The sequence below is a fragment of the Adhaeribacter pallidiroseus genome (assembly GCF_003340495.1).
GTDB lineage: Bacteria > Bacteroidota > Bacteroidia > Cytophagales > Hymenobacteraceae > Adhaeribacter > Adhaeribacter pallidiroseus.
Map to the genome: position 1 here is coordinate 419768 of NZ_QASA01000001.1, position 12827 is coordinate 432594.

The window sequence follows — 12827 nt, forward strand, 5'->3', positions numbered from 1 at the left end:
TTATGGCAGAAACCGGATTAAAAAAGTGGGTAATTACCATAACGGTAATTACCGCTTCTTTGCTCGAGCTGATTGATACCACCATCGTGAACGTATCGATTCCGCAGATGCAGGGAAATTTAGGCGCTACCCTCGAAGATATAGCCTGGATTACCACGGGTTACGGAGTAGCCAACGTGATTATTTTACCGATGTCGGGTTGGTTAGGCGGATATTTTGGCCGGAAGAATTATTTTTTAGGTTCTATTATCTTATTTACCATTGCCTCTTTTCTGTGCGGTAACGCTACTACTTTAGAGGAATTGATTGCCTTCCGGATTCTGCAAGGGATAGCGGGGGGAGGGTTAATCTCCACAGCGCAAGCTATCTTACTCGAAACCTGGCCCCCGGAACAAGTGGGCACGGCCACGGCTTTATTTGGTTTAGGCGCGGTAGTGGGCCCAACCATTGGCCCGACTATAGGCGGCTACATTACCGATAATTTTGCCTGGCCCTGGATTTTTTACGTGAATATACCGGTGGGAGCTATTGCGGCTTTTGCTACCTATTCCTTTGTGCGCGAAACACCGCGCGAAGGAAAAGGAAATCCGATTGATTGGTGGGGCATTGCCTTATTAGCCACAGCGGTAGGCAGCTTACAAACCGTACTGGAAAAAGGCGAATCCGAAGATTGGTTTGCCACACCTTACATCATTGTTTTAACCGTTACTTCGGTAATTGGGACCATTTTGTTCGTGTGGCGCGAAAAAGTTACCAAGCACCCGATTGTAAATTTTAAAATTATGCGCCACCGGAGCTTTAGTGTGGGCATGTTTACCTCGTTTGTGCTGGGTTTAGGTTTGTACGGTTCTATGTTTGTGTTCCCGGTATTTTGCCAAAGCTTATTAGGTTTTACGGCGCAGCAAACCGGTGAATTACTTTTACCCGGCGGGTTATTTACCATTGTAATGATGCCTTTTGTGGGCAGAATGCTGCAACGCGGCGTACCGGCGCAGTTTATGGCTACCGTAGGCATGTTCTTGTTTTTTGTATTTTCGCAGATGCTGATTAAATCTACCTTAGTGAGCGGTACTCACGATTTCTTCTGGCCTTTAGCCATTAGGGGAGTAGGTATGGCCTTGTTATTCGTACCGCTTACTACCTTGGCTATTCAGGATTTAAAAGGCAAAGAACTAGGGCAAGGTACCGGATTAAACAACATGATGCGGCAATTAGGCGGTTCATTCGGTATAGCCTTGCTGACTACTTTAATTCACGTGCGTTCCGGTATCCACCGCAACGACTTGCTGGTAAATATTAATGAGTACAATCCGGCCTTTTTGCAACGGTTTCAGGGTTTAATGCAAACTTTTATTGCCAAAGGGTACTCGATGCTGGATGCGAAAACCGCCGCGTACCGCGCCATAGAAGGTACGGTTATTAAACAAACCATGTTGTTGTCTTACACAGATGCTTACTGGATTTCCGGTATGATTATGTTGTGCTCCATACCGTTATTGTATCTGCAAAAATTTAAGAAAAACGTGCAGTTACCCGTTGATGCCCATTAAACTTGCTGGCTTATCAAAATTTTAAAAATTTGAGTTGGCAAGCACTATAAAACGAAAACCCCGTCTGAATGCAGGCGGGGTTTTCGTTTTTTATAAATATTTATTCGGGTTTAGGTATTGTTGTACGTAATCCGTTATGCCTTCTTCCAAAGTGTAGAAAGGGCGGGTAAAGCCGATATTTTTTAATTTTTGCATGTTCGCCTCGGTAAAATATTGATAATTGTCGCGGATCACTAGCGGCGTATCTACAAAATCAATGTTAATTTCCTGGTTCATGGCCGTAAAGGTGTTAAAAGCTAAATCCATAAAGGTCCGAGCCTGGCCGCTGCCTAAATTATAAATACCGGAGTGCTGGCGTAAATGCATCAGGAAATAACACACTTCTACCACGTCTTTTACATACACAAAATCCCGCTTTTGCTCCCCGTCTTTAAAATCCGGATGGTGGGACCGGAAAAGCTTTAACCGGCCATTATCGTTGATCTGGTTAAAAGCGTGATAAATCACCGAAGCCATCCGGCCTTTGTGGTACTCGTTGGGGCCGTACACGTTAAAGAACTTTAAACCGGCCCAGAAAAATGGTTTGGCCGTTTGCTGCAACACCCATTTATCAAATTCGTGCTTGGAATCTCCGTATGCATTCAAGGGGTTTAACAAAGGCAGTATAGCTTCGTCGTCGTCGTAGCCTAATTTACCGGCGCCGTAAGTAGCCGCCGAGGAGGCATACACCAAAGGAATCTGATACTCGCAACAAGCTTCCCATATTTTTTTAGAATAGTTTAAATTGAGTAAATCAAAAATATCTTTGTTAATTTCGGTGGTATCGGTGCGGGCGCCCAGGTGAAAAATAAACTCTACTTCTTCGTAGTTCTCCGTTAACCAATCAAAAAAATCATTACGATCTACGTACCGTTTAATTTTTTTTCCGTGCAGGTTGTTTTCTTTTTTCGCAGTCGAAAAATTATCCACCACGATAATATCGTTAAAATTATCGGCATTGAGCCTGCTTACCAGACATGAACCTATAAAACCTGCGGCCCCGGTTACTATTATCATATTTCTATTTTTATTTACGACCTGTTCTGAACTAATGCGCTAAATTTACGAAAAAAACAGTACCCCGTACGATTACCAAATACCGGTAGGCGGTTTATTGCATTTTAGAGAAGATTTTAAAGTTTTTAAATACTATTGAATGGGGCAGCTCTTGTTTCGGGCAAATTTTAATTTATGTTGGCTTGAATTTTTGATTTTTATTGTAAGTTTCGGCGTTACCAGTTGCCAAGCAGGGGGAGAAAAAAAGCAATTAATTTCCGGGGTAGAGTTTATTGCTGTAACCGATGATCTGGGCCGAAATTTAAAAATTCCCCGGTACCCGAAGCGCGTGATGGCACTGGCACCTTCCACTACCGAAATGCTCTTTGCCGTTTGCGACGAAAGCCAGATTATAGCCCGCACGCAAAACTGCGATTTCCCGGCGCGGGCAAAAAGTAAACCAGTAGTAAACAATTACCCCATGGATTATGAAACCTTGGTAAAGTTAAAGCCGGATTTAATTTTTACCGTGCACGGCATTACTCCTCCGGAAGTAGCGGCCCGTATCCAGGAATTGGGTATACCGGTATATTTTCAGACTTTCGAAAAAATAGAGGATATTTTTGACCGGTTACAAGATATCGGGCGTATTGTTCACCGCGATGCGTATGCCCAATTTTACAGCGATTCGCTTAAACAACAGCTGAAAACCATTACGGCCCGTAAGTTAAAGCAGGTTCCGAAGTTAAAAGTATTGGCTATTACCTGGAACGACCCGATTTACGTGTACGGCCGGAATACCCTGTTTACCGATAAACTGCGGTTAATTGGAGCCGATAATGCCGTGCCCGAAAAAATGGCGCAGCCTTATCCTGCTTTAACCCGTGAGTATATTTTAAAAATAAACCCGGATGTAATCATAGGCGGTACCTTCGGGAAAATGGACAGCACCTTTTTTAAACAATATCCGGAATTAAAACGCATAACCGCTTACCAAACCCAGCGCATTTATGCGGCCACCGATGATTTAATGTCCCGACCCAGTCCCCGGGTGGTAGAGTCGGTACGCGAACTGCAATCGATTATCAGACCTTGATCAAGCAACTCAGCATTTACTTTTTATTGTGTATTTTACTAGTAGCTGGGGTAGGAGCCGGCTTACTGGTTGGTAGCTTTTCCACTTCACTTACCGATGTACGGGATGCTATTTGGGCCTACGATGCTGGCAACGCCACCCATTTTGCGATTGTGCAACTACGATTACCGCGCTTAGCTTTGGCTTTGCTCGTGGGCGGCTCCTTATCGTTTTGCGGTTATCTCATGCAGGCCATGGTAAATAATCCTTTAGCCGATCCTTATATCTTGGGTACGGCTTCTGGTGCTTCGCTGGGAGCTTCCTTGAGTATTTCCGGCCTGTTGGCTACTACCTGGGGCGCTATCTACTTACCCCCGTTTTTTGCCTTAATTGGAGCTTTTGGCGTTACACTTTTAGTGATTGCTTTAGGTTACCGCAAAGGCCAGATTATACCGGCGCAGTTATTATTGGCCGGCATTGCCGTTAGTTCTTTGTTAACGGCCCTGGTAAGTTTATTTACTTTTCTGTCCGGTTCCGAAAGCCACATAAAGTCTATTCTATTCTGGTCGATGGGCGACTTCGGTCGGGCCAACTGGGAGTTTTTACCTTATCCGGCGGTTGCTTTAGGTTTAAGTTTGTTGTTGTTCCAGTTTCAGGTAAAAGAATTAAATGCTTTGTTATTAGGTTCAGAACGGGCGCAAACCTTAGGCGTGCACGTTGTTCGTACGCGTTGGCTTATTTTAATTACGGTAGCGGTGCTCTGCGGCTTTTCGGTAGCTTTAGCTGGTTCGGTGGGTTTTGTGGGAATTATCATACCGCATGTAACGCGGGCTTTATTAGGAATTACTTACAAGAATAACCTGCTGGTTTGTGCCTGGTTAGGCGGCATATTTATGGTTGGTTGCGATATTTTGTCCCGTTTTATTTATCCACCCGCTGGTTTACCAATTAGTATTATTACTTCGTTCTTTGGGGTACCTTTTTTCGTATATTTGCTCCTGAAAAAGCAATATTATTTTAGCTGATGGTTTATATAAGCAGATTAGAACACTTTAATGCGGCGCATAAGCTGTTCAATCCCAATTGGTCGATGGCCAAAAATAAAGAAGTGTTTGGGCCCTGTGCTAACGCCAACTGGCACGGGCATAACTACGAGTTAATCGTAACGGTTAAGGGCAACCCCGATCCGGATACCGGATTTGTGATAGATTTAAAAAAACTCAGCACCCTGGTTCGGGAGCACATTATCCAAAAAGTAGATCATAAAAACCTGAATTTAGACGTAGCTTTTATGGAAGGCAAACTGGCCAGCACCGAAAATTTAGTTATAGCGTTCTGGAACATTCTGCAACCCCTGATCACCAAAATTTCGGCATCGGCGCAACTACACAGTCTGAAGTTGTACGAAACTCCCCGCAACTTTGTGGAGTACTTCGGCGAGTAATTTTAATTGTTGAAGAGTTAGATTGTTAAATGGTTTGGTTGTAAAATAGTTTATAAAGTATTATTAGATTATCTAAATACCTTATCTGCTAGCCATTTAACCGTTCAACAATTCAGCAATCCAACCATTCAACAATCAAACAATTCAACAATCTAATAAATTGAAATATTATTTAATTGCGGGCGAGCGTTCCGGCGATTTACACGCTGCAAAGTTAATGCAGGAACTGCGGCAGCAAGATCCGGCAGCGGAATTTCGCGTTTGGGGTGGCGATCTGATGCAGGCCGCCGGTGGCGAATTAGTACGGCATTACCGCGAATTAGCTTTCATGGGTTTTATAGAAGCAGCCAGCAATATTTTTAAAATTTCCCGTTTTTTGCGGGAGTGCAAAGCGGATATTTTAACTTATAACCCGAACGTGGTTATTTTGGTAGATTATGCCGGATTTAATTTACGCATTGCCCAGTTTGCCAAAGCGCAGGGATTAAAAGTTTATTATTACATTTCTCCTAAAATCTGGGCCTGGAATCAAGGCCGCGTACACAAGATCAAAAAAATTGTGGACCGGATGTTTGTAATTATGCCGTTCGAAGAAGCATTTTACGGCCGGTTCGATTATAAAGTAGATTATATCGGTAATCCCATTGCTGACATGGTCCGGGAACACCAGGCAGATCCTTATTTTTTTAAAAAAAATGATTTAGCTGATAAACCCATTATTGCGGTATTACCCGGTAGCCGCAAACAAGAAATAGAATCGATTTTGTACATAATGCTGAGCGTATTGCCGGCTTTTCCGGAGTACCAGTTTGTGGTGGCCGCAGTGTCGAATTTAAACCCGGATTATTACCAGAATTTTAAAAGAGAAAACTTACGCGTGGTAACCGACCAAACCTACGATTTACTCGCGCATGCACAAGCCGCTCTGGTTACATCGGGTACTGCTACCCTCGAAACTGCTTTGTTCAACGTGCCCCAGGTAGTTTGTTATACCACTAGTGCTATTTCGTACTGGATTGGTAGAGCGGTAATTAAAGTTCCTTATATCTCCCTGGTAAATTTAATTGCCGGTAAACCCGTGGTAAAAGAATTAATTCAAAGCAAATTAACCGGTCCCAATCTAATTACGGAGTTAAAAAAAATTACGGAAGATGAAGCTGTGATTCAACAACAAAAAAAGGATTATCAGGAACTGCGTAATTTGTTAGGTGAAGCAAAATCCGCTGCCAAAGCTGCCCGGTTAATGGTCCAATACCTGCAATCAGACGCTAGCCAGTAGATGCTAGATAAGAGATATTAGACAAAAAATAGTAGACATTAAATCTCCCGAAAAAAATACTTAAAACAAGAGCGGCTTCTGATTATTCAGAAGCCGCTCTTGTTTTAAGTATTTTTAAAATTTTAATATACTTTGTCTAATATCCAACATCTAATCTTACGCTACTTTCAACTGTTTTAAGGAAGATTTTTCGAACTGGTGGCGGGCGTATTCCAAGTCAATTACTAAATCGTGGGTGCCTTGCTGCGAAGGAAGTTCAAACATAGCCTCCGTCATAATGCCTTCGCAAATAGAACGTAGGCCCCGGGCTCCTAACTTATACTCGGCTGCTTTTTCTACAATGTAATTCAAGGCATCTTCGGCAAAAGTTAAATTAATGTTTTCCATCTCGAACAAGCGCTTGTATTGCTTAATAATCGAGTTTTTCGGCTCCGTTAGAATTAACCGCAACGTAGATTTATCCAGCGGGTTTAAGTGCGTTAAAACGGGTAAACGCCCAATTAACTCCGGTATAAGGCCAAATGATTTTAAATCCTGTGCCGAAATATAGCGTAAGTAATTTTCAGTGTTTTCTACCGCATCGTCGGCTGATTTAGAAAAACCGATTGGTTTAGCGTTCATGCGGTTTTTAATTAACCGATCAATTCCCACGAAAGCGCCGCCGCAAATAAATAAGATATTCTCAGTATTTACCGAAATCATTTTCTGTTCCGGATGTTTCCGGCCACCCTGCGGCGGCACGTTTACCGAAGTGCCTTCCAGTAATTTTAATAAAGCTTGCTGCACGCCTTCGCCGCTTACATCGCGGGTAATCGACGGATTGTCGCTTTTACGGGCAATTTTATCAATCTCATCGATGTACACAATGCCGCGCTCGGCTGCTTCTACGTTGTAATCGGCGGCTTGCAGTAGCCGGGTTAAAATACTTTCTACGTCTTCGCCTACGTAGCCGGCTTCGGTTAAAACAGTAGCATCCGCAATACAAAACGGAACCTGTAAAACCCCCGCCAGCATCCGGGCCAGAAAAGTTTTGCCCGTACCCGTTTCGCCCACCATAATAATGTTCGATTTTTCAATTACTACATCGTCGGTTTTAATGGTTTGCATTAAACGTTTGTAATGGTTGTAAACCGCCACCGACATTACTTTCTTCGCTTCATCCTGACCAACCACAAACTGGTCCAGGTACTCTTTCATTTCTTTGGGTTTAACCAAATTAAACTTAGGAGAACGGCTGCTGGAACGGATTTTATTTTCTTCGTTTAAGATTTGCTGGGCCTGGCCGATACACCGCTCGCAGATGTGGGCATTAATGCCCGAAATCATAATAGATACTTCTTTTTTTGTTTTGCCGCAGAAAGAGCACGTTACATCGGCCATATAATTATTATTAGTAAAAAGTATTTTTAACGTAAAGTACTACAAAGGTACTAAATAGAAATTTTACGGATAAATATTTTTATTAACACGTTTTTAACATTTAAAATATTGCATGTTAGATATTTATGGATTTTTAGTAAGCAAGAAATCTTTTTTTGAATTTTTCTAATTTTTAAACTTGTAAGTTTATATTTCGAAATGAAAAAAACTTGTTTAAATGCTATTCTTTTTTTCGGAACCTAACCTATTAACTTGTACGTTGTTAGGCTAACCAAAGGATATGACCACTTTTAAACTAAAAAGTATTACCCGGGAGCATATTTTGCAGGCGATCAGCAATATTGATCACCAGCAGTTGCGCATGCGTGCTTCTACGGTGTACGATGTAGTGTATAAAGGCAAACGCTATCCTCCGCGCGAGTTACTGCGTTTAGCACACCAGTTAGCCAGTGGTACGGCTACTGAATGGGCTATTTCGGCAGGCACCGCAAGCAATACTTACCTGGAAAAATTAGGTTTTTCAGTGGTAACCAAGCAACCTTTATTTTTACCGCCCCCCGCTGATGAAAAAGAAATCACCGAAGTAAATGCCTCTGCGGAAATTGCCTTGGCCCTTAGTAATCCGGTACCGGCCGCGGGCTTAGCAGCCGAACCGGAAGTTGCTTATAAAATTAAAAAAACAGCGTCTTACACCTTACCACAAGCTTTGCGGGAGTTGTTTTTGGCGGAGCTTCAATTGCAAAGCTTATTGGCGGTGCTGGAGCGCAAGAAGAACATTGTTTTGCATGGCCCGCCGGGTACCGGTAAATCTTTTTTAGCTAAACGCCTCGCTTTTTTAAAACAAGAAAACTTAAATCCGGATCGAATAGAAATAGTGCAATTTCATAGTAATTACGCCTATGATGATTTTATTCAGGGTTACCGCCCCGATAAAGAAGGAAAGTTTACCTTAACCAACGGCGTATTTTATAATTTTTGCCAGCGGGCTGTAGCCGATTCAGAACAGGCTTATTTTTTTATAATTGAAGAAATTAACCGGGGCAATGTAAGTAGCATTTTTGGCGAAATGTTGTTTCTGCTGGAAGCCGATAAACGCGGCCCTGCCTTTGCAACCTCGCTCACTTATGGACAATCAATAAATGATCGGTTTTACATTCCGGAAAACGTTTTTGTGATTGGTACCATGAACACGGCCGACCGCTCGTTGGTATTACTGGATTATGCGTTGCGACGCCGTTTTGCTTTTTTTAAAATGGAACCCCAGTTTGGCGGTCGCTTTCAGGAATACTTGGCCAGCAAGAAAATAGCACCTGCTCTGGCGCAGCATATAGTTAAAAGTTTAAATCAGTTAAATGAGGTAATTAGCTCAGATGGTGCGTTAGGTCCGGGCTTTATGATTGGGCATAGTTATTTTAGTAATCCACCGGAAGGAGCAGGAATAGATTGGTTTCAGGGTGTTGTGGAAAATGAAATAACTCCTTTGTTAGAAGAATATTGGTTTGATAACCCGAAACAAGTAGTGGCCCAACTTAAAAAACTACAGTTGCCCGCCGCATGATTATTCCCATCCAGAATATATACTACCTGCTGAGTTACGCCTGGAATAAGGCCGAGATTTCGCTGGAGTCGCCGGTAGTGGGGCAGGAAGCCGGGGAGAACGTAGTTAACCTTTTAGCCAGTATGTTACTGCCAGAAACCCGTAAGCTTATTAAGCAAGGTTTAGCAGCGGAATACATTACACAAACCCGTCAGATTAATGGCATTAAGGGTAAGTTATTGCTAAACGAAACTTTTCGTTTAAATCAAAAAGCTAAATCGGGCCAAGCTATTTGTATGGTGGAAGAACTTAGCCCGAATATTTTACCGAATCAAATTCTGAAAACTACTCTTCTACAGCTCCAGCACACTGTTGGATTAGTCCCAAACTTAAAAAAAGAAGTAGAAGTGCTCCTTTCTCAACTTGCACCGGTACAAACTTTGGCGTTTAACTTTCAAATTTTAAAAAAAATGCCTGTGCCCCGGCATCAACAAGAGCGTTACCAGTTTATTTTAAATTGTTGCATTCTTATCCGGGAAAATTTATTGCCTGTTAGTGACGAACAAGAATTTGCTTTCAAATCTTTTCTGTCAGATAAAAAGCAAATGGCTGTTATTTTCGAAGCATTTGTTCGGAACTTCTATCGCTTAGAGCAATCCGTTTTTCAGGTAAGATCAGAAAAAATAAACTGGTTAGGGCAGGGTACCACCGAAGAAGCGCAAGATTTTCTTCCGGTAATGCTTACGGATATTTCTTTAGAATCGGCCGCTCGCAAAATAATTATTGATACTAAGTTTTACGGAAAAGCTTTGCTACCGCATTACCAGAACGAGAAACTGCACTCCAAACATCTGTATCAGTTGTTTACTTATTTGCACAATTCGCCTGTTAATTTAAAAGATCAGGCTTTAGAAGGAATGCTGTTGTACCCCGTAGTAAACAAAGTGTTAAATTTAGAATATACCTTAAGCGGTAAAAAGGTAAGAATCTGCACCATTAATCTTAATCAACCGTGGCCCGGTATTAAACAGGATTTGCTGCAATTACTTTTTTAAATTTCTGTTTGTTCAAGCCTTTTAAAACTTCCACCTGGCAGCATCCTTACATTTGTCTCATTAAAAAAAGCTTACCCTAACGAGTGTTAAGGTAAGCTCAAAAATTGGCAGATTTTAAAAATTAAACTGTTGGGCGAATTAAAACTTCGTCGATTAAGCCGTATTCTTTGGCTTCGTCGGCGCGCAGCCAGTAGTCACGGTCGGAGTTGTCGTGTACTTCCTGGTAGGTTTTACCGCTGTGCGAAGCAATAATTTCGTACAATTCTTTTTTCAATTTTAAAATTTCGCGAGCGGTAATTTCAATATCCGAAGCCTGACCTTGGGTACCACCCATGGGTTGGTGAATCATTACGCGAGCGTGTGGTAAAGCCGAACGTTTGTTTTTAGCGCCACCGCACAATAATACCGCACCCATAGAAGCGGCTAAACCGGTACAAATGGTGGCAACATCGGGTTTTACGTACTGCATGGTATCGTAAATGCCTAAACCAGCGTACACCGATCCGCCGGGGCTATTGATATATAATAAAATATCTTTCTTCGAATCAGATGATTCTAAGAACAGCAATTGAGCCGTAATAATGTTAGCGATAAAATCATCTACCTGGGTTCCCAGAAAAATAATACGGTCCATGATTAAACGCGAAAATACGTCAATTTCGCGAAAGTTAGTGGGGCGTTCCTCAATTACCGAGCGGGTCATGCTTTCGATGCGGTGCATATTCGTAGAATTTTCTACGTGGCTTAAATACTGATCTACGCCTAAACCGCTCAAACCTTGGCCTTTTACGGCAAATTTTCGGAATTCTTCTTTATTGTACATAGAGTGTGGTTCTTAAATGATGAATTATAAGTATTGGGTACTAATAACTTTTCCGGGTAAATTAACAGAAATCATGCAAAAATAAAAAAGTCCTTATTATAAGGACTTTTTAAGCTTTTTGTTTAAAGAAAAGTGTATTTAGAACGATAAATTCCGGAACTCATCGGCGGTTACTGACTTTTCGACTACCGTTACTTTATCTTTTAATACGTCAAGCACTTTTTCTGCCAAAATGGCTTCGTATTCGTTAATGTAATTTCTACCGTTATTCTGCTTCAGATAGTTGTCGATGTAACCGTTCATGGTTTCGGCCAATTCTTCTGAAATCTCCGGCATGTTAAATTGGGCGAACATTTTAGCTTTAGCGGCGTTTACCACTTCTTCGTTCGAAACTTTAATGTCGTTTTCTTCTACAATTTTATTCCGGATCATCGACCATTTCAGCTCATCTTTGTATTGCTCAAAGTTTTGCTCAATCTGCTCCGGCGTTAACTTGCCTTGATTCGATACCGCTAACCATTTTTTAAAAAATTCTTCTGGCAGCGTAATGTTCGTTTCTTTAACTAGTTTTTCGACCAGTTTATTTTTTAAAACTTTGTCGGCTTCCTGCTGGTAGTTTTCGGCTAAAGTTTCGTGCAGCTTATTATTAAATTCTTCTTCAGTTGTAACCGTGTCTTTACCGAAGATTTTATCATACAATTCCTGATCAAATTCAGCAGTTGTAGTCCGGTTAATTTTTTCTACCGCGAATTCGAAATTACCTTTTAACTCGGCTGCCTCTGATTTTTTAACACCCGTTACGTGCGAGATGGCGCTAGCATCACTTTCAAAAACTTCCTGCAGGTCGAATGTAATAACGTCACCGGCTTTCACACCGATAAACTGCTCCTGATTTTTTTGATTTTATTGATGGGCAGTAGGGTAGTAGTTTTAAATTCACCGTCTACCTGACGTAACTCACCGGACAAATAATCAGTGGCTTCGGATGTTTCTGGGTTAGCGGTTTCGCCGTATTGCCGCTGCAGGTGCTCGTGTACCTGGTTAATGGTTTCCTCGTCTAGTTCAATTTTATAAGCATCCAGGGTTTCACCGTCGGTTAAGTTTAGCTCAAAATCCGGTAGAATACCTAATTCAAAATCAAACTCAAATTCTTTCTGATTTTCCCAATCAATGGCATTTTGCTTGGTTTCGTCCGGTAGCGGCTCGCCTAAAATCCGGATATTATTTTCTTTAATGTAGTCGTTTACTGATTTAGAAAGTAAACCGTTGATTTCTTCAGCCAGAATACTTTTGCCGTACATTTTACGGATCAGGCCCGCCGGAACTTTACCCGGGCGAAATCCTTTGATCTGAGCCTTTTTGGTGTATTCTTTAATTTTTTCGTCAACTTTAGGAGCATAATCTGCTTCCTGCAATACCACTTTTAAGTTAGCATTGGTTGTTTCGTTCTGATTTAAGGTAATGTTCAAGGCTTACAAATTTAGGTTATTGGATAATGCATTAAAAATAAACCCTCAACACGGGTATGTTGAGGGTGATGAAGTGCGGATGAAGGGACTCGAACCCCCATGCCTCGCAGCGCTAGATCCTAAGTCTAGTGCGTCTACCAATTTCGCCACATCCGCAGGGCTTTCAATTGTGCTGCAAAG

Annotated in this window: 12 protein-coding genes and 1 tRNA gene; 7 read left to right on the plus strand and 6 right to left on the minus strand. The window is 41.8% G+C overall.

Features of this window, described 5'->3' with window-relative positions; translation table 11 throughout:
- Window positions 1–2: 2 nt before the first annotated feature.
- Complete coding sequence (locus AHMF7616_RS01650; RefSeq protein WP_115371308.1) at window positions 3–1550, plus strand: DHA2 family efflux MFS transporter permease subunit; 1548 nt, start codon at window positions 3–5, stop codon at window positions 1548–1550.
- 90 nt (window positions 1551–1640) lie between these two features.
- Here AHMF7616_RS01650 and rfaD read toward each other — a convergent pair whose 3' ends face one another.
- A complete protein-coding gene (rfaD, locus tag AHMF7616_RS01655; protein WP_115371309.1) occupies window positions 1641–2606 on the minus strand; it encodes an ADP-glyceromanno-heptose 6-epimerase in 966 nt (321 codons plus the stop codon).
- A gap of 190 nt (window positions 2607–2796) precedes the next feature.
- Between rfaD and AHMF7616_RS01660 the strand changes: the two genes are divergently transcribed.
- From AHMF7616_RS01660 to lpxB, 4 genes are all read left to right on the plus strand, one after another.
- Window positions 2797–3681, plus strand: coding sequence for an ABC transporter substrate-binding protein (locus AHMF7616_RS01660; protein ID WP_233507247.1), 885 nt, complete (start codon window positions 2797–2799; stop codon window positions 3679–3681).
- Complete coding sequence (locus AHMF7616_RS01665) at window positions 3678–4685, plus strand: FecCD family ABC transporter permease (protein WP_233507249.1); 1008 nt, start codon at window positions 3678–3680, stop codon at window positions 4683–4685. Before AHMF7616_RS01660 ends, AHMF7616_RS01665 begins: the two co-directional genes overlap by 4 nt.
- A complete protein-coding gene (locus AHMF7616_RS01670) occupies window positions 4685–5104 on the plus strand; it encodes a 6-pyruvoyl trahydropterin synthase family protein (RefSeq protein WP_115371311.1) in 420 nt (139 codons plus the stop codon). The genes AHMF7616_RS01665 and AHMF7616_RS01670 overlap by 1 nt, the downstream gene beginning before the upstream one ends.
- Window positions 5105–5264: 160 nt before the next feature.
- A complete protein-coding gene (gene lpxB, locus AHMF7616_RS01675; protein WP_115371312.1) occupies window positions 5265–6383 on the plus strand; it encodes a lipid-A-disaccharide synthase in 1119 nt (372 codons plus the stop codon).
- Window positions 6384–6539: 156 nt separating this feature from the next.
- Here lpxB and clpX read toward each other — a convergent pair whose 3' ends face one another.
- On the minus strand, window positions 6540–7763 hold the full coding sequence (gene clpX, locus AHMF7616_RS01680) for an ATP-dependent Clp protease ATP-binding subunit ClpX (protein ID WP_115371313.1): 1224 nt from the start codon (window positions 7761–7763) through the stop codon (window positions 6540–6542).
- Window positions 7764–8043: 280 nt separating this feature from the next.
- Between clpX and AHMF7616_RS01685 the strand changes: the two genes are divergently transcribed.
- Both AHMF7616_RS01685 and AHMF7616_RS01690 read left to right on the plus strand, forming a co-directional pair.
- Window positions 8044–9321, plus strand: coding sequence for an AAA family ATPase (locus AHMF7616_RS01685; RefSeq protein WP_115371314.1), 1278 nt, complete (start codon window positions 8044–8046; stop codon window positions 9319–9321).
- Window positions 9318–10355, plus strand: a complete 1038-nt coding sequence (locus AHMF7616_RS01690) for a 5-methylcytosine restriction system specificity protein McrC (protein ID WP_115371315.1) — start codon at window positions 9318–9320, stop codon at window positions 10353–10355. Before AHMF7616_RS01685 ends, AHMF7616_RS01690 begins: the two co-directional genes overlap by 4 nt.
- Before the next feature lie 121 nt (window positions 10356–10476).
- On the opposite strand, the gene AHMF7616_RS01695 is transcribed toward AHMF7616_RS01690, so the two are convergent.
- From AHMF7616_RS01695 to AHMF7616_RS01705, 4 genes are all read right to left on the minus strand, one after another.
- Complete coding sequence (locus tag AHMF7616_RS01695; protein ID WP_115371316.1) at window positions 10477–11178, minus strand: ClpP family protease; 702 nt, start codon at window positions 11176–11178, stop codon at window positions 10477–10479.
- 138 nt (window positions 11179–11316) lie between these two features.
- Window positions 11317–12051, minus strand: a complete 735-nt coding sequence (locus tag AHMF7616_RS26940) for a trigger factor (RefSeq protein ID WP_233507251.1) — start codon at window positions 12049–12051, stop codon at window positions 11317–11319.
- A complete protein-coding gene (locus AHMF7616_RS26945) occupies window positions 12048–12647 on the minus strand; it encodes a trigger factor (RefSeq protein WP_233507252.1) in 600 nt (199 codons plus the stop codon). Before AHMF7616_RS26945 ends, AHMF7616_RS26940 begins: the two co-directional genes overlap by 4 nt.
- 74 nt (window positions 12648–12721) lie before the next feature.
- A tRNA-Leu gene (locus AHMF7616_RS01705) sits at window positions 12722–12803 on the minus strand.
- Window positions 12804–12827 lie beyond the last annotated feature (24 nt).